General features: G+C 44.9%; 8 protein-coding genes. 5 read left to right on the forward strand and 3 right to left on the reverse strand.

The annotated features are described in order from the left end of the window. Positions 1–91: 91 nt before the first annotated feature. Complete coding sequence (locus H524_RS15955) at positions 92–1,258, reverse strand: Gfo/Idh/MocA family protein (RefSeq protein ID WP_052339107.1); 1,167 nt, start codon at positions 1,256–1,258, stop codon at positions 92–94. A gap of 1,378 nt (positions 1,259–2,636) precedes the next feature. Here H524_RS15955 and H524_RS16895 point away from each other — a divergent pair. The 4 genes from H524_RS16895 (at position 2,637) to ilvD (ending at position 10,022) form a co-directional block, all read left to right on the forward strand. Beyond that, the gene (locus H524_RS16895) at positions 2,637–3,419 is read left to right on the forward strand and encodes a hypothetical protein (protein ID WP_052339108.1); all 783 of its coding nucleotides are present in this window, start codon (positions 2,637–2,639) and stop codon (positions 3,417–3,419) included. Between the two features lie 1,138 nt (positions 3,420–4,557). Then, positions 4,558–5,568: a bile acid:sodium symporter family protein gene (locus H524_RS15965; protein ID WP_044122471.1), complete on the forward strand. Its 1,011-nt coding sequence runs from the start codon at positions 4,558–4,560 to the stop codon at positions 5,566–5,568. Between the two features lie 1,306 nt (positions 5,569–6,874). Beyond that, entirely contained in the window at positions 6,875–7,810 is a 936-nt protein-coding gene (locus H524_RS0112680; RefSeq protein ID WP_027940444.1) for a branched-chain amino acid transaminase, read from the forward strand. Between the two features lie 373 nt (positions 7,811–8,183). Beyond that, positions 8,184–10,022, forward strand: a complete 1,839-nt coding sequence (gene ilvD, locus H524_RS0112685; protein ID WP_027940445.1) for a dihydroxy-acid dehydratase — start codon at positions 8,184–8,186, stop codon at positions 10,020–10,022. A gap of 328 nt (positions 10,023–10,350) precedes the next feature. Here the strand turns inward: ilvD and H524_RS0112690 are convergent, their stop codons facing one another. Both H524_RS0112690 and H524_RS0112695 read right to left on the reverse strand, forming a co-directional pair. Then, positions 10,351–11,046, reverse strand: coding sequence for a methionine ABC transporter permease (locus tag H524_RS0112690; protein ID WP_245580469.1), 696 nt, complete (start codon positions 11,044–11,046; stop codon positions 10,351–10,353). Beyond that, complete coding sequence (locus H524_RS0112695; protein WP_027940447.1) at positions 11,012–12,079, reverse strand: methionine ABC transporter ATP-binding protein; 1,068 nt, start codon at positions 12,077–12,079, stop codon at positions 11,012–11,014. The genes H524_RS0112690 and H524_RS0112695 overlap by 35 nt, the downstream gene beginning before the upstream one ends. A 1,845-nt stretch (positions 12,080–13,924) precedes the next feature. Here H524_RS0112695 and H524_RS0112715 point away from each other — a divergent pair. Next, positions 13,925–18,691 carry a hypothetical protein gene (locus H524_RS0112715; protein WP_027940449.1) on the forward strand — a complete coding sequence of 1,589 codons (4,767 nt, stop codon included), beginning with the start codon at positions 13,925–13,927 and terminating at the stop codon, positions 18,689–18,691. Positions 18,692–18,894 lie beyond the last annotated feature (203 nt).

Consider the following 18,894-nt stretch of genomic DNA (forward strand, 5'->3'; position numbering starts at 1 on the left):
TTACAAGACTTATCTTGCTTTGCGTTCGCCCTCTAAAACAAGCGCCTAACCTAAATAAGAGCGCTTAGTGAGTTTGATGAATAAGTAGCTACTACTCTGCTGCGCTTGGGTTGGTCAGCTTAAGCATAGAGTCGTCGATGATTTCCTTACGGGTAACAGGACGACCTAACTTATTACTTAAGTAAATGCCCTGAGCAATCAACATACAGCATAAGGATGAATCGATATTGTTGCGCAGACGGACATTCATACCATCTTTTTGGTTTTTGATGGCATGGATCATTTCCTTTAAATGCTCGATGAAGTAGAAGTATGAGTAGTTATCATCAGTAACACCCTCATAATCATTTTGAGCATAACGGGCCATGGTCTCTGGACTTTCTAAGGTAAAGACATCATTTACAGCACGGAATGAACTTGGCTTGATACCAGGGTTAATTTCAACACCGCCATGAGTCTGAATGCCTAAGGTATGACCATTAGTGCCTACAATATGTACATAGGCTGACTGAGCTGGGTTAACGCTGTTAGAGACTAAGATAGTTGCAGTAGCACCAGACTCGAAAGTCACAATACCCTGAGCAGTATCATCTACCTCAATATATGGATGGTTAACGTTACGCCAAATACCGTAGACGCTCTCAACACGACCCATGAAGTAGCTAAGCAAGTCAAGCTCATGTACTGCTTGGTTCACTAACACGCCACCGCCTTCTTCTGCCCAAGTACCACGCCACTCATTAGAACGATAGTACGCCTCATCACGCCAGGCTTGCACATTTACAATACCAAAGGCTGGCTCAATACGGCCATCTTCAATAGCATTACGAATACGCTCGCACGGACGGAAGAAACGGCTTTGAGAGATAACTGAAACTAAAGCACCAGAACGCTCAGACTCTTCTTTTAAATAAGCTGCCTTTGCAAGAGAAATATCAATTGGCTTTTCGATAATGCAGTGAATGCCGCGCTGTACAGCGTGGAAGGCATTATCAACGTGAGTCTTGTGTGGAGTAGTGATATAGACCAGATCAGGCTTTACCGTATCTAACATAGCAGGAACGCTATCAAATACGGTCTCTTCTAACACCGCCGGCGCAACTCCCTCACGTCCGCTAAAGGAGCTTAAAAAGAGCATAGCCTTTTCGATGTTGTGGTTACATACACCAGCTAGCTCTTGTCCACAGGCTAAGATAGCCTCAACGTGTTGCCTAGCAATGTTGCCAGTGCCAATTACGGCAATTCGTAACTTACCCATTGTCAACCTTAAAACAGTGATGAATAAAGCATGCTACAAAATAAATAAACCCATGCTGAAAAACGACGAGCTATCTGCATGCTCCATCCTCTGTAGCGCCATTAACTAACAGCGTCTAAGCGGCAGATCCAAAAGCAAGACAACTAAAAATTCCAAGCACGGGTCGATTGCATTTGCCATTGAGTACAAGCTTGTAAATGCTAATGTACATTGGCAAATGTTCTACCAAAAGCACAGACATTGGCTTTACAAACAGCAAGCTAAAAAGATTGGACGCCAACCTTCTTAAGAGTCTTTTATATGTAGCCAAATGCCTCAAGATCAAGACTAAGGCAGCTTAGTAGGAAATACCTAGCTTCAAACTGTGCCTATTCCTTAGACTGCACTTTAGGCATAAGTTTTCCTAAAGATCTAAGAAATTTGGCAAATTAGGATCCTGATCATGCATATGATACTTGATCCTTGCCTTTGATTTATAACTTTGTATCTAGCTAAAGTACTAAAAAATTCCCCAATCAAGCTTACAAGAACTTAACCATCCTCAACATCAATATCCTTTAGAAGTTCATCGCTTCAATTAGCAAGAGATCACCGCAAACAACAAAGCAATTATGCCCAGTGACAACTGTTATCTGCAGTACATGCAGATCGCCTCTATATCGGCATGATTTTACTAATCGCGCTGTTACGCGCCGCACCTTGAAGTATTCATTTGCCATTACATAAGATCACAGCCAATCGTATCAATTTGCGCAATTAACAGGTCATCATTCTGATGTGCATTAAGTAGCTCCCCATCTCCTCGCATTGACTGTAAGACGTGGCCTCTGCTGCAGGTACAATTGTCTCGGAACACTTGGATTTAGCGCTGATCTACTAGCTGTAAAGTGCTAGCTGAGCTTAGATAGCTAGCTGTGCTTTGTTCAATCGCTGTGGGGTGCTGGCTGTGCACAGTCAGCTAGCTGTGCTTAGTTCTATCGCGGTGAGGTGCTACTGTGTCATGTGTGCAAGGTCTTGAGATGTTGAAATTGGGTCTATGATGCGCTCCATGAGTGTCCATCTATAGTCTCAAGAGGCAATTTAGTGCACTGATGTGAAACAAAAATCAAAAAATAACACGATCAATGCCTCTATTTTGGACATAAATTCTTTTATTTCGCCATGTTGTATCTACAAAGTGCATTACAATTACCAAGCTAGCCTATCACTTAATGATCTGGCTAAACATTTATGCACTTTACTTAGCTCCGATGATTACTTGATGCGAGCAGTTAATCACGGCTCCTAGCTTCTATTCACATACCATGTGTGTGGCTTTGCAATTAAACATAGCCTCTTTGGTGCTAAGTATTTAGTTCTATCTACAGGAACTACTTTTATGAGCCTTATTCAGCAAGCTTTATCAAAGAAGGCACTCAGCGGTGTAGCGATCGCTACTTTATTACTGCTTGGTAGCGCTTTTAATGTATCTTCAGCCTATTCTCTTGGTGGCCCACGTTACTCGGGTGTATCTGAGCGTGATCTTGAAAAGAAACAACAAGCTGAAGAAATTAAGGCTCAAGAAGAAGTAAAGATTAGCGATATTGAAAAGACAGCTAAGGAAAAGGAAGCTGAGGAGATCAAAGCTTTATTAGCTGCCAACAAAAATCCTATGCTGCTCTATGGCGATCAGAAGTTAACTCGCTTCTTAGGCTGCCTCAACTGTACTCCTGACTACTATATTTCTATTTGGAATACTGAAAGTCCATTTGGCTCTCCAACTGGTCATATCAGCATTTGGAATAGTAACACCGAGTACGGCTCCACTGTCTCAAAGATCAGTCCTTGGAATAAGTACTCTTCAAATCCACCAGCTATTATTGATCCTGCAGGTAAACTCTATGGCTTCTTAACCGCCAATACCTCGATTGATAATCGCTTTATGAATAACTTTGCTGAGCACCTTTACTACAGCCACGACTCCATCCGTCTTGATCCAAACAAATGGTTCAAGCGCTTCTTTGCCATTGAGAGTATCAAGAAAGTCGGCACCATTTCTCTTGAAGAGCTTGAGGCTATGCCAAAGCCAGTTACAGAAGAGGACATGTTAGAGCCAGCTCCACAGCAGCCTACTCGCGCCGATGGCATCAGTGGCCATGACGTTAAGTCCTTATTCAACTAAGATTGATACAGACAACGCTTACACTTTAGGCCCGTACTTTTGCCGCTAACATGGCTCCTCCCTTTTAAAAAGGCAGCTTTACGCTGCCTTTTGTCGTTCTAGACCACGACAAAACCTACTTGACTGCCGCTCGCGTTCATCATGTCTTTCCCCGCTAGTGCATATATTTTCCATCATCATTTGCGCTTGTTTTGTCCATACCCGCTATCGCATATATTGTCCATCGCCAGCTCGCAAGATCATGCTACCTGTATAGAGCTTACTTCCACATCTTCTGAGATTTCAAAACAGCACTCATATCTTATTTTCGTAAGGAGTAATTAACAATGGGTGACTGGCCAATTAGTGTTGCTAGTGCTATTTCAATGGCAAAGCAATGACCTTGCTCTAGGCGCAAAAGCAACCTTGCTGCAGTGTGGAAGATGGGAGTGCTGAAGTTTTGGTTGCTACTGCATGTTTTTTTTATTGCAGTACGGCTGCTTTATGCGTGCAAAACCATCACAAATTGGTGCGCTGTGATGACTTGTTTGGGCGTTGATGGAGTCATTTTTTAGTTTTATGTATGTATAGTGCACAAAATAGATGCAAAGGCAGGTTCATTTTTGTGAAAGTAAATTTTGGTGCATCTTTATAGAGCATGAGTGCTTTTCGCTTCATTTTTGTTACTACAATCAAATCACGCTCTGAGCAAAAGTTCATAGCTGTAGATGCTTTAAGGTCTTTACTAAGCGAAGCTATCTATACCTCTTGCTATGACAGCTCAGCTCCTTTTACCCACACTGAACTTAAAACTATTTAACTAATCGCTACTTAATGTATTTTTCTTTTAGTAGTAGTGATTGAAGCTAGAGACTGAACCATATCGCTAGCTTTGGTTAATCTTGCTGCATAGACCTTATGCAAAGAGATTTAGTTTTTGTACAGTCAAGAGCTTAAGACATTTCGTTTGAGCGTTGATTTTCAACTACAACCCGCCGCAAGGCCGAGGCTTATATGACAAATACTAATTACGCCTCCTGCACAAAAGCAGCCTTGCATCAGACCAAGCGAATGCATCGCACATTTAAAGAATGGATGTGTTATCGCAATAAAGGTCAGATGCAAGCTAAGCAAATGCAGGAGCAATTTGGAGGCTTCTATGCATAACTTAGCTAAATTGAGCGCATTTTTCGGCAAAACCTTTGCTTTTTGGGTTATTGCCGCCGCAATTATTGCTTTCTACTTCCCAGAGAACTTCAAGATTCTTGCTCCATACATTAGCATTCTGCTCGGTATTGTAATGTTTGGCATGGGTCTTACCCTTCGTGCAAAAGACTTCTCAGAAGTGATTAAGCGTCCTATTGATGTCATTATTGGCATTGTAGGTCAGTTTGCGATTATGCCTCTTTTAGCTTATGCCTTATGCATCATTTTAAACCTCTCTCCTGAGGTCTCCGTTGGTGTCATATTAGTTGGCTGCTGCCCAGGCGGTACCGCGTCAAACGTCATGACTTTCTTAAGCCGTGGTGATGTTCCTTTATCCGTAACCATCTCTGCTTGCACCACAGTGCTTGCTCCGGTGGTCACCCCAACACTCATTTACTTCTTTGCAGATCAGTGGGTTACCGTAGACCCAATGGCAATGTTCATGACCATCGTTAAGATGATGGTGCTGCCTATTGTCGCTGGTGTTTTAGTTAACACCTTCTTTGGCAAACACGTGCAAAGCGCACTGCCAGCTCTGCCATTGATCTCAGTTTTTGCTATTGTCGCTATCGTTTGCTCAGTGGTTGCTGTAAGCCACGATCAAATCGCTAGAACTGGTCTTATCATTTTCGCAGTCGTAGTACTGCACAATGTTTTAGGTCTTGCATTAGGCTATGGCCTGGCCAAGCTCTTTAAGATGGATTTAAAGAAGAGCAAGGCTTTGTCTATTGAAGTCGGAATGCAAAACTCAGCCTTGGGTGTAGCTTTAGCCATGGCTCATTTCAATCCTTTATCTGCAGTGCCTTCAGCCATCTTCTCAGTATGGCACAACATTTCAGGCCCAATCTTGGCAACCATCTTTGCCAATATGGCAGATGAGGATGAAAAGCAAGCTAAGAGCTCTAACAAGACTCAAGAACAATCAAACAACAGCGCTAACTTAACTGAGGTATCAAACGCCTAATTAACACTCACGGAAGTAAGCAAACAAAGCCAAAGCCGCACCAAGCAAGCTGCCTAATGAAGGCATGCTTGAAAGCATTCAAGATCAGCGCTTGCTTAGCCTTAAAAGAGGTATCGTTCGATCTTGAGGCCATAGCCATATACAAGCTATGGCGGCTTATATAGATGCACGCTTTGTCTTCTAGCGCATTGCGATGAACCTCATGCCCATAAATTTATGGCTAGAGAGTTCTACAGGTTCTTTGCATTTAATAGTGCAAACACTCAATCAAAGCGATGTTACTGATGCTTTACATTCCATACCGCATTAGCTTGATGGTAACCGCCATTAAGCTCAACGCAACTTAACCAAGTGTTTCGTTATTTAGGCTCTGACGCACCTTTTGAAGAAATACCTTTCAAGGCTCTAGCTTTTGCTCTACCCGAGTTTTAAGGTTTGCCTTGCTTCTTTTTAAGGTTATATTTGATTACCGTCATCAAGTACCCAAGCGTGCTTAAACCTAAGCCCCAAGCGTACTTACAGTTTAGCGTTAAGAGTACCAATTCATAGCAATAAGAAGTAAACAGCCACTACCCCATCTAAGATATAGAGTATGGCTATGCACACATGTACCATCATGCATGGCCTAACAGAGCACAACGACATCCTCTAAACTCTATAGCTTTATGTTCAACAGCATTAGCTTTGAGCATGGCATTGGCAACACAGTTTTTGCCAGCTCTCAGGCTTGATTTGATGCTGGGCCTTAATTACTTTTTACTGCCAACGAACAGCGTTAACATAAGCTTAAGAGGCTACAGCCTTAATTAAGCACGGTGCTCTAAATCGTAGAGCACCAACAGCGATATACAGTGTTAAAGCGAGTAACATCGCTCTGCTGCAGTCATAAAAGATCATGACGCAGCGCGTTTTATACAAGTTTTATTTTTAGCCAAGGCCCATGCCTTGGCCTTATGTACAGATTTTTTGCAGCCACTGAGTGCCCTTAGCACAATGCATAAGAAGGCACTCAGCCCTTTTAGACTAAAGCTTATAGTTCTCAAAGAGCCAAGCTTAGTCACATAGCACTTATAAGCCATGGGGCTTTGAGGTGGCTCATGACAGATTTTTATTAAATTGCAAACCGCAGAAATGTCACTGTCCTTAAGTTACTAGGATGGATAAGACAACAAGGCGTTAGCATCAACTTAGACAAAACTAAGCGCACGAAGAGGGCATTGTTATTTGCCTTGGCGCTGTAAATCTTTGTTAGGTGTGTACTAACGCTAAAGTTGCCTTGGGACTTTCAGGTTTCTTGGAGTAGATAATGAGTTTAAATAACACCCCAACCAAATACATCTGGTTTAATGGCAAATTAGTTGAGCATGCTGATGCTAAAGTTCATGTTCTGACCCATGCCCTGCACTACGGCACTGCCGTGTTTGAGGGCATTAGAGCTTACTCTACTCCAAAGGGCCCTTGCATTTTCCGTCTTGACGAGCACATTGATCGTCTCTTTAACAGCGCTAAAATCTATCGCTTCCCAATTCCTTACACCAAAGAAGAAATCAAGCAGGCTTGCTGCTCTGTAATTACCGACAACGGCCTTGAGTCAGGCTACATCCGCCCATTAGTTTTCTTAGGCGAGATTGGTCTGGGTGTTCGTATTCCTGAGGGTGCTGTAGCCTCAGCTATGGTTGCAGCAATGCCTTGGGGCGCATACTTAGGCGAAGAGGGTTTACAAAAGGGTGTTAAGGTGGGCGTTTCTTCTTGGAACCGTTTAGCTGCCAACACCATTCCAACAGAGGCTAAGGCTGCAGGTAACTACTTAAGCTCTGTTCTCATCTCCAACGAAGCTCACCAAAACGGCTATGTTGAGGCAATTGCTTTAGATACTGATGGCTTTATCTCCGAAGGCTCAGGTGAAAACGTATTCTTTGTAAAGAACGGCGCATTATTCACCGCCCCATTCACCAATGGCCTGCTCCCAGGTATTACCCGTCACTCCATCATCACCATTGCCAAGGATTTAGGTATCCCTGTTTACGAGCAGAAGATGCAGCGTGAGATGTGCTACTTAGCTGATGAAGCTTTCTTCACCGGTACTGCAGCTGAAATCACTCCAATTGCATCTATTGATGGTATCGACGTTGGCCCAGGTCATCGTGGTCCAATCACCAAGCAGATTCAGGACGCATTCTTTGCCTTAGTTAAGGGCGAGTCTGAGGACAAGTACGGCTGGCTCACTCCAGTTAAGTCCTAAAAGGCGTCATACAAACCACCACTAGACGAGTTCTACCAAACTTAAGCTCCGACGCTTATTTATAACCTCACGCAAACCATTCAGTGGCGTGAGGTTTATAACCATATATGTTGCACTCCATTGCACTTTAAATGGTGTGAGTCTTATAGCTATAGATGTTGCACTCATTTGCAACTTTAGTGACGTTGGGTTCAGAGCACGTAATGGCTTTGGCCGTATGCAGCTTATGAGCTGCGCTTTTAGGTGGTTTGATTCTGTTTGCAGGGGCTATTAGCCCCTTTAACGTTTATTTACCTTAGCAGCAAAAGATCTGTCCTGCTAAGTTCAGTGCTGATGGTGTTTGATATTGCGGCACTGCAAGGAGATGAAATCCATGGCGGAATTACGTTCCTCAGTTACTTACAAGACCAAGAAGATGGCCGGTGCCCGTGCACTGTGGAAAGCCACTGGTATGAAGGATGAGGACTTTGGCAAGCCTATCGTGGCTATTGCCAACTCTTTTACTCAGTTTGTTCCTGGCCACGTACACTTAAAAGATATTGGCCAGATGGTAGCTCAGGCTGTTTATGAGGCTGGTGGTATTGCGCGTGAGTTTAATACCATTGCAGTGGACGATGGTATTGCTATGGGTCACTCCGGCATGCTCTACTCCCTGCCAAGCCGTGAGATCATCGCCGATAGCGTTGAGTACATGTGTAATGCACACAAGGCCGATGCGCTCATCTGTATCTCCAATTGCGACAAGGTTACCCCTGGCATGCTCATGGCTGCCATGCGTCTTAACATCCCAACCATCTTTGTCTCCGGCGGCCCAATGGAAGCTGGCAAGATCGAGGGCAAGCATAAACTAGATCTCGTTGATGCCATGGTGGTATCAGCCGATCCAAATGTCTCTGATGAAGAGATTCAGGAAGTTGAGAGCGTTGCCTGCCCAACTTGCGGTTCTTGCTCAGGTATGTTTACCGCTAACTCCATGAACTGCTTAACCGAGGCCTTAGGTTTAGCTCTCCCTGGTAACGGCACTATCGTCGCAACCCATGCACAGCGTAAAGAGCTCTTCTTAAAGGCAGGTAAGATCATCGTTGATCTGGCTAAGCGCTACTACGAGGGCGAGGATGACAAGGTACTGCCACGCTCAATCGCAACCAAGGCTGCCTTTGAAAACGCCATGACCTTAGATATCGCCATGGGCGGTTCAACTAACACTGTACTGCACTTACTTGCTGTAGCTTGTGAGGCTGGTGTTGACTTCACCATGCAGGACATCGACCGCTTAAGCCGTAAGGTTCCTCATATCTGTAAGGTAGCTCCATCTACTCACGAATACCATATTGAAGATGTGCACCGCGCTGGCGGCATTATGGCCATCTTAAATCAGCTCAAAAAGGCTGACTTACTGCACCTAGATTGTCGCAATGTACTGCAGATGAGTTTAGGTGAGGAGCTTGAGTCCTACTGCGTTGAAAACAACGCCTCTGATGAGGTTAAGAAGTTCTTCTTAGCCGCTCCTGGTGGTAAGCGCACTATTGAGGCTTTCTCACAGGATAACTACTATCAAGACTCTGATAGCGATCGTGCCGCTGGCTGTATCCGCGATAAAGAACATGCCTACTCACAAGACGGCGGTCTAGCGGTGTTATACGGTAATTTAGCTTTAGATGGATGTATCGTAAAGACTGCAGGCGTGGATAGCTCTGCATTGAAGTTTGTAGGCCCTGCTATCGTCTATGAGTCACAAGAAGATGCTGTTGAAGGCATTTTAGGCGGTGAGGTTAAGGCAGGCCATGTCGTTATCATTCGTTACGAAGGTCCAAAGGGCGGCCCTGGCATGCAAGAGATGCTCTACCCAACCTCATACTTAAAGTCCATGGGTCTTGGTAAGTCTTGTGCCTTAATTACTGATGGTCGCTTCTCAGGCGGTACCTCAGGTCTGTCTATTGGTCACGTCTCTCCAGAGGCTGCTAATGGCGGTAACATTGCCCTCATCCGCAATGGCGACATGATTAAGATTGATATTCCAGGTCGTGAGATTTCTGTAAGTCTTGATGAGGCTGAACTTGAAAAGCGCCGTGCTCAAGAAAAGGAGCGTGGTGCTCAAGCCTTTAAGCCACAATCTCGTGTCCGTGAAGTCACCACCGCTCTTAAGACCTACGCCTCCTTAGCATCCTCAGCTGACAAGGGCGGCGTACGCGATTTAAGCAAGCTTGGCTAATCAAAGCTAAGGACTGATAGCTAACAGCATTCTCTTTCTCAACGCTAAGGCTATCAGTTAACGCACAAATACTAGCTCATACAATAACCTAAACGTATTGATTTCAAAGCCTGACTAAGAGTTATCTTGGTCAGGCTTTTTTTTCATATTGCAGATACAAAAATGCCCCGCAATTATTAAGTAATGACGGGGCATTTTGGCGCTCTAAGGTGAGCGCTATATCTGCTGTGAGCGCTATATCTGCAGTCAGCACTTGTTCCTAGCTGCAGCGCGTGTTGGTTGCTAGCTGCAGCTTTTGATGTTTTTTGCTTGCGTTGTGGCGCTTAGCTTAGCGGTGGTCGACCTTACGGGTCAGATAGTCACCGATGAACTGCACTAACTGCACCATGACAATCAAGATAAGCACGGTGGAGATCATCATATCTAAGCGGAAACGCATGTAACCGTAACGAATGGCCACGTCACCAAGACCACCGCCACCAATGGCACCAGCCATTGCAGAGCAGCCGATGATTACAATTACGGTAATGGTGAAGTTTTGGATAAGCTCTGGTAGTGCCTCAGGCAGTAACACTCGAGTTACGATCTGACGAGGGGTTGCACCCATGGAGGTTGCAGCCTCGATAAGGCCAGTTGATACAGTTCTTAAAGAGGTCTCAACTAAACGACCAGTAAAAGGAATAGTACCGATCACTAGTGGCACAATCACCGCAGTGGTACCGATGGAGGTGCCCACGATAAACTTGGTAATTGGAGTAATAGCCACCATCAAAATGATGAATGGAATAGAACGCAGTGCATTAACAATGGTGCCGAGAATACGGTAAAACACTAAATTCTCGAAAAAGTAGCCTTTTGAGGTGATGAGCAGTAACACGCCTAAAGGCACACCAAAGATAATGGAGATAGCAGACGATGCGCCTACCATGTATAAAGTTTCCAAGGTGGCATTAGTTAACAGGTCAGCCATCTTGGAGTACTGACCTAAATTAAGCGATGTCAGCAAGCTGCTTACGAGTGTCATAACCTAAAACCTCAACCTTGTGAACACGAGCCTTAAGCTCATCCATGGCGTGCTCGATCTCAGCACGAGAGCCGCATACTTCAACCACCATCAGGCCAAATGGCTCGCTCTTAATGTGGTCAATGCTGCCGCCTAAAATGGAAATCTTAACCTTGCAGAGCATGGCAACTTCCACGATCACTGGGGCATCTGCCTTTGGACCTAAGAAGAGCAGCTCGATAACAGCCTTGGCACCTTCTGAGTACTCAGAGACAATCTCAGTGTGACGTAAGAGTTCAGGCAGACCACGACGTACTGCAGCAGAAACTAAACGCTTAGTCAGTTTCTCCTTTGGATCGGTAAAGAGATCTAAGGTTGTGCCCATCTCGGAGATGACACCACCATCAATCACAGCCACACGGTCACAGCACTCTTTGATAACTTCCATCTGGTGAGTAATGATCACGATGGTTAAGTTGAGCTTGTCACGCAGTTGCTGTAACAGCTTTAAGATGGACATGGTGGTCTTTGGATCTAAAGCTGAGGTAGCCTCATCGCAAAGTAAAACCTTTGGATTGCTAGCTAAAGCTCTAGCGATACCCACACGCTGCTTTTGACCGCCTGAGAGCTGTGCTGGATACATATCAGCCTTATCACCAAGCTCTACTAAGTCTAAAAGCTCTTTGACACGAGAGGCGATCTCTTCTTTAGAGTGATTGCCCTCTAAAGTCAGTGGGAAAGCTACGTTATCGGCCACAGTGGCAGAGGAGAGCAGATTGAAGCTCTGGAAAATCATACCAATCTGGCTACGTGCATGACGTAACTTGCCCTCGCTCATGGCAGTCAGATCTTGACCATCAACGATGACCTGACCAGAGCTTGGACGCTCGAGCATATTGATATGACGGATCAGTGTGGACTTACCTGCGCCAGATAGGCCGATCACACCGAAGATCTCGCCACGCTCAATCGAAAGTGTAATACCCTTGAGCGCACGTACCTCTTTTGGAGTACCCGCGTTGTACACCTTCTCGATATTCTTAAGCTCAATCACTTTAAGAACTCTTCCTGTGCAAAAAATTTAACATCGTGCCTGACAGAAGCTAGCACCACAATATCTAACTTGTTTCTTTTTACCACGCTTAAGAGCATGTTCAGATGCTAAAAACAGTGTTAACACTTTGCGTGCTGATTTTGAGCATCGTTCATACTCAACTAAAAGCACCATAGCTGCTGTCATAATCCTAACTAAGAGCCAATCTTTCTTGAATCTTGCTAGGAGCGTAATCTGTGAACAACTAGGCCTAAAAAACACTTCTAGGAACTAGTAGTTTTAGCCTCTACCTTGAGTATGTAGCGTGCACCATAAGGCTCAAAAAGCTAATCTAGCTGAGCACTTAGGCACTTGCATCAGCACAAGAGCATCAAAAGGTCAGTAAGAACTACTCATTAACGTGAGCACCACTGCCTAAAAACAGCTTACAGAGGCCGTTTTTCTTTAATTCTTAGGGGGATGCCATTTTATCATAAGATTAGACGAACATCACAATTTAGCACCATATAGCTAGCAATTTAGCCCGTTATGTTTTTCCATAGTGCGTTCTGCCACGCTTATCTATCGCTTAAGCCAATCTTCCCATATCCAGCCTCAATGAGCGAAACACATCTCCACCATCATCCACCATGCAAATTCCCAACAGATTGCATAAAAACAAGACTCTTAGCAGCGCAATAGACGCCAGATCCCATGGCAATGGCTGTGGATATAGCCATAGCCAATGCAATGGCCGAGGCGTTGCCATATCCATTGCCATAGCGTCATGGCAAATAGCCATGCACATAAATTGAGCACCATACGCAACAACAACCTGGTCACTGAGCGTCCGACATTGTTTAAGAACAATGCCACTATGCTGCACTGTGGTTAGCTAAAATAGTTGTCTCTTTAGCTTTTTTTTGCTAAGAAAGATGCCACTAAACGATGCACATTGGCCAAAATGATGGTCTTTAATTTGAAAAATTTTGAAAATACTCTTAGCGCTGATCTTGAGGATAAAAGGCCTCATCGCCATTGCTATAAACGGCAAATATATCGACTTTTTACAAAAATATGCGTATCGATTGCATGAGTGTGGGCGTTCATTTTGATGTAAGTATTGTTTACTTTGAGGGCATAAGTATTAGGCTTTAGCGCGTTTTGCCTTAGTTTGATGCTAAAATGCATGCAGGTCACAGCATATGTAGTTTGTTTAGATAGCCTAGTTTAGACATCTAATGTCACCCTTTTGCCTTAGACTTAGCGTGCAATGCGATACAAATGGCGTTTTTGCCCATATGATCTGCACTCTACCGTTTAAGTGCTGCGGGTCTATCAGGCCTAGCTACCTATAGACTTTGCTTTCTTGTACCGACTCTTGAGTGAGTCACCGCATCTTTACGCCACATAAAAGCCTCTGACCTAGCGACGGAAGTGCAAAAGCATCGCTAGAGTTAAACTTTACTGTGACCTCCCTTAGTTTTCAGCAAAGCACTGTAAGTTTCAGCATCAGTTGTATCTGTGACCCTTATTTCATAGCAACAAGCGTGACCTTTGTTGCCTATGTTTATTTGATGCCAATGCTAAAAGTGTCTTTGCAACTAGAACCTTGGTAGTAGCTTAGTGTGTATGGTATTTAGCATCTAACACCCTGCGTGAATGCTCGAGTTAAGATGTGCCTATCTTATGAGTAGTTACCCTTAAAACCTACACACCGTCATTGCATCATGCTCAAAAATCATGAGCCTAAGAAAGCTCTAAATGATGGCTTTATTAGGCCAATAAAGCTTTGATGCGCAAAAGAAGAGTCCTTGCTGTGAGCACTTGTAAGTCTCATAGCATTAGAGTTTTCAGGACGTAGAAATGTTTGAAGATCAGAGCAACTCTAATATCGATAGCTCCAAACAGGACTTAGCCTCATCAGATGAAAAAGCGTCTTATGCAAAAGATGCAAGTGAGTCTAATGTGGCTGATGAGTCTGTTAATGCCTCCCCTTCACAGGAGCACTCAGTAGATACCACTGATATCGACATTGACGATCTTGATTTAGAGACCTTAGAGCGTCTTACCAATCCTGAAGCCTCTGACAATGACATCGAGTCAGCTATTAAAACCATTGCCTCACACTCTGATGATGCTACCCATAAGACAGCTGACCAGGCCAAAGATGGCGTAACAAGCGATCTTGCCGCAAGCGTGGCTAGCGATCTTGAGTCCGATGCCCCAATAAATCTTGAGTCAGATGCCCCAATAAATCTTGAGGGCAATGGACAAACCTCAAGCGACGATGCCATAAGCTTTAGCGTTGATAGCACCAGCAGCGTTGCTGCTTCTGAAGATAGCGCTGATAACTTAGCTAATGCCGTAGCTAAGAGTAGCTCTAGTAACTCTAATGGCGTGAGCGTTGATATTGAGCTTGAAGATCAGCCACGCATTCAGGTGTTTGATGAAAACGATCATGAGCTCTCACCTGATGACATTAAGTACGATGCTCAGAGTGATGCAAGTGACGAGAATACCGCCGTATATGGCAAAGATGAGCGCTTTGCAGATGTAAATGCAGAAGAGGCATTTGGCCTAACTTCAGATGAAAATGTTGAGGCCATTATTGCAGCTTTAGAAGAAACTGAAGCTGAGAACAATAGCCTGCAAATACAAGATCAAAATTCCGCTACTACAAGTACTGATGCTGCTATGGCCGCTGAGAGCTACAGCAACCAAAGCTACAGCACCGACAGCAGCGGTTCTGATAACGAAGGTTCTGCAAGCTATAGCACCGACAGCGACAGCTCTGAAACTGTCGCCTTAGATGATTCTGCTGCTCAGTCAGTTGCACCTGAGGTTGGACGTGAGGCTATTGCTGCTGCGTATGACGTTGCGGATGCTGCTTTAGAGGACTCTCATGCCGCTGCTGCAGATGAAAGTGCTGATGAGGCACTTTCGGAGGCTTCATTTGTCTCTGCAGCGACTAATGATGACGATAGCTTCCTGTCAGATATTGAAAGTGCACTCGAGGACTCTGAGCTCTTTGAGCAAGAGCTTGCTGAGAGTGTGATGCAAGAGTCTACTCAGGCACATAACTATGGTGTCACAAGCGCCACATTATCTGACGATTACAAGATCTCCATAGACAATCATGACCACCTGCATGAGGATTATGAAGTTATTAATCCGCATCCTGCTGCGCTTGAGTCTGCTGCCGAAGCTGCGCGGCGCTTTAACGCCTTAGCCGATCAGGCCGATGGCATTGAGAGTGTTGAAAGCGAAAACGATTTTTCACAAGCCGTTGAGTTTGATGACTCTGAGCTTGAGCAAGCGGTGCTCGAACAAGAGGCTGCTGACTTAGAAAACTTAAGTAAAGAAGATGCTGCCGCCATTACTGCTGCAAGCAGCGTTAATCATGAATTTCAATCAGACGATGAAGTTGTAATGAACAATAATCTTACCCCATCAGATGCACAACTTACCTCAGAGCAAGACTTACAAGATCAAAAGGTAAGTGATACCACTTCATCAGGTGCAAGCGAGAGTGCTTCTTATGAAGGTGCTAATCCGCTTAGCAATGCAGATGATAGTAGCTTTAGTTTAGCTACATCCCTTAAAGATGCACAAATGTCTGCAGCCGATGCTAACAACGAATCTCTAATCTCAGCAAGTAAGACTCAAGATAGCACTGAGAGCCAAGCTGATGTTCCTAGCGAGTCAATAAAGAGTGACACTAGCGCTGCTGACGGTGCAAAGGCGTCTGATTCAGACAATCCTTTTGCTAATCTTGAGCACTTTGATGAGCAAGAAGATGATTCTCTTGACTCAGATCTTGCTGCCCAAATGGCTGCCGCTCAAGAGGCTATGTCACAGCAGCTTGCAAAGGAAGCTGCCGAGCAAGATATCAAGTTAGTCAGCGCCGACAAGTTCCGTAATGACGAAGTCTCCATCATGTCTGATGCCATGATGATGTCTAATGAAGGCCATACTGCTATTCAAGGTCTTGAAAAGCGTCAGCAGCCACCTCAGCTGCCACGTAAGAACAGCTATATCACAGGCCTTTCTGATGATGAGCTAGAGATGATTCGTCGCATCAAAGAGATGAACAGCTCTAAAGGCTCTAAGAACAAGCCTGCGCAAGGTTATGCCATGTCAAGCGACGGTGAAGAGCACTCTACTGTCCTCTATGGCAATGCCGCACAAGCAGCATCTGAGCGTATCTCACAAGAGGCCGCATCTGAGCGCATGCAACAAGCAAGTGCTGAGTCTTCACAAAACTATGACGATAGCTTAAGCGGTGTTGCTGCGCCTATTACTCGTGATAGTTCTTTTGCCTCTCAGGACGATAATGCTCAGAACTATGCTTACAATGACGGTACTGTACAAAGCGCTGATCATTACGATGAGTTTAGCCCTCAGGACGGCACATACTCTAATAACGACGTTTATAACGAACAGCAAAACGTAGCTAATAATGGCTTTAATGGCTCTGACAATGGCCAAAATCCGTACTCGTACAATGAGTATGATGAGAACGAAGTTCAGGCAATGCCTGCACAAAGAGCTCAAGAAGAAGTTGATGATGGCCCGGTTTACTATGTAGGTCCAAAAACTGAGCGTGTAGTTGAAGAACAGCCACGTGATGAGGACAACATCTACGTTGGAACCTACGCTGACCGTATTGCTAAGCAAAAAGAGGCTGCTCAATCAGCACGTCAAGCTGCTGCTTATCAAGCTCAAGACAATATGGGTTCTATGTCTGTACAAGACAATAACTCTCTTGCTGATGAGACTTTTGCAGCTGCACAAAACGGCAATAATTATGTAATTCCAGGCAATCAAGAGCCTCAGTACTATGTAGGTCCATCTAATCCTCCAGTTGAGGAGCCAAGCTCCTTTGGTGAGTATGAGCCAAGCCCATATATCACTCCAGGTGTTAGAACTCCTGAGGAATTAGCTGCAGAAGCCGCTGCTCGTGAGGCAGCCATGCAAGCACATGCTCAAGAGCAAGCCCGTATTGCAAAAGAGCAGCGCCGTGAGCAAGAAGCTGCACGTATGGCCGCCTTAGCTGCAAATAGCGTTGATGAGTCTGATTTAGCTGTTCCTGCAGGCATGGGCGATGGCGGTGCTCTAAGCATGCAAAGCGCCTCAAGCGATCAATATGCAGGTGAGCCTTACGATGATGGCCCTCGTTACTACGTTGGACCAAAAGAGCCAAGCCGTCCAATGCAAGAGGCTCAAAGCGAGGCTCCTATCTATGCTGTTGGCCCTGACCACTCCAATGCAGAGGTTGAGGCTAATATCCAGGCAACTCGCTCCAAGCTCTTACATGACCGTGCGCTACCACCAAGCTATCTTGATGATGATTTACAAAACAACCCACCAGTAGCTACTAAGAGTGCTGAGGATATTGCCTATGAAGAGGCTTTAGCCGAGGCTGCGCGTGAGTCTATGGCTGCACCGCATAGCCAAGTCATTGAGAATGCTCGTAAGTTAGCTGCTGAGCAAGAGTCACGTTATGCCACTAAAGAAGATGTTGGCGACGGCCTCTTTGCTCAAGATGCCTACCCTGTTAATGGAGAGACAGACGGCACTGATGCACTCAAGGGCTCATCATCTGATGGCTTAGCTTTAGAAAGCTCTTATGCTCGTGCCTCTCTTGAGAATGCCAATGACGAAGAGCTTAAGGCTTTTGAGCGTAATCCTTATGGCTATGAAGAAGATAGCTACGAAACTCGCTCTGATGATACAGATGGCTATGATGATAGCGATTTATCTAAGCGACAAGGCTCAATGCGTCGCGATGAGAACGGCACTGCTAACTTTGCAAACTTAAACCTGCAAGAGAATGTAGGTTTAGGTATGACCGTGTTCTTATACTTACGTCAGTTACTCGCTGCTTTCTTTACTCATACCAATCTACCAGTGATTGCGCCAAAGACAGCAGCTCGACTCGGCCCTTGCTACCCAAGCTCCATGCCAGTGCCTTACTTATTTGTAGGTTTACTCTCAGGCTTTGTTGCATCACTTGCTGAATTACTAGTTAATGTTGACACAGTTGGCACTATATCTTTCATAGTGTTCTTGCTCTGCACTGGTCTAACTCCATATCGAGGTATCTACCGCATCATCTCTTATATCAGTAGACGTCGTCATGATGTGGTTATTGTGGCTGCATCTGTGACTGTCCCAATGATTATCTTCATGTGGCTGTCTAACATTCTGATCTTAAGTGTTGATGGTATTGCTGAGGCCACTGCAGCCTATGGCATTGTGGCTATGCTTTCTGCTGCATCTGCAAGCACCTTATCTTGGAACTTACCTCAAGATCCTATGGACTCTTCAGGAACCATGACCACCAAGGGTCTGCTGTTTGTGATTGTTCTAAGCATCATGGCCTCATTTGGCATCATGCACTACATCACCGGCCTATCCTTGATTGCACTGTGCGTAGCAATGCGACTCATCTTCGGCATGCTCATCGCTGGTAACAATGGCACCTCCCATCGTTCCTACGTACATGCCCTGCAGCTGCTCACCATGTTCATTCTGCTCTTTGATCTCATCATCTTAAAGAGCCAGGGCTACAATATCCTGAGCGTCTCTTCTTTAGAGTTCATTAACCAGCTTCGTGGTGCAATGTAATTCCACCTCAGGCCATGCAAATACATGCCATGGCCACTTCAAGCTAGTGCCATCTTGCGGCACTAGCTTGCCACCCTAGATTGCCTGCCTCTCTTGCCACAACATCTCATCAAACAACTGCAAAGCTCTAAAAACGCCCCATCCTTCCACTCCAGCTGTTTACGACTACAGCTATAGACACAGTTAAGACATGCCGTGGAAAA

Origin of the sequence: Anaerobiospirillum succiniciproducens DSM 6400, from assembly GCF_000482845.1 — a bacterium.
Taxonomy (GTDB): Bacteria; Pseudomonadota; Gammaproteobacteria; order Enterobacterales; family Succinivibrionaceae; genus Anaerobiospirillum; species Anaerobiospirillum succiniciproducens.

Excerpts from the sequence above, each read along its gene's own strand:
- H524_RS16895 (WP_052339108.1), top strand. The coding sequence starts at position 2,637 with ATGAGCCTTATTCAGCAAGCTTTATCAAAGAAGGCACTCAGCGGTGTA.
- ilvD (WP_027940445.1), top strand. The coding sequence starts at position 8,184 with ATGGCGGAATTACGTTCCTCAGTTACTTACAAGACCAAGAAGATGGCC.
- H524_RS0112715 (WP_027940449.1), top strand. The coding sequence starts at position 13,925 with ATGTTTGAAGATCAGAGCAACTCTAATATCGATAGCTCCAAACAGGAC.
- H524_RS15965 (WP_044122471.1), top strand. The coding sequence starts at position 4,558 with ATGCATAACTTAGCTAAATTGAGCGCATTTTTCGGCAAAACCTTTGCT.
- H524_RS0112680 (WP_027940444.1), top strand. The coding sequence starts at position 6,875 with ATGAGTTTAAATAACACCCCAACCAAATACATCTGGTTTAATGGCAAA.
- H524_RS0112690 (WP_245580469.1), bottom strand. The coding sequence starts at position 11,046 with ATGACACTCGTAAGCAGCTTGCTGACATCGCTTAATTTAGGTCAGTAC.
- H524_RS15955 (WP_052339107.1), bottom strand. The coding sequence starts at position 1,258 with ATGGGTAAGTTACGAATTGCCGTAATTGGCACTGGCAACATTGCTAGG.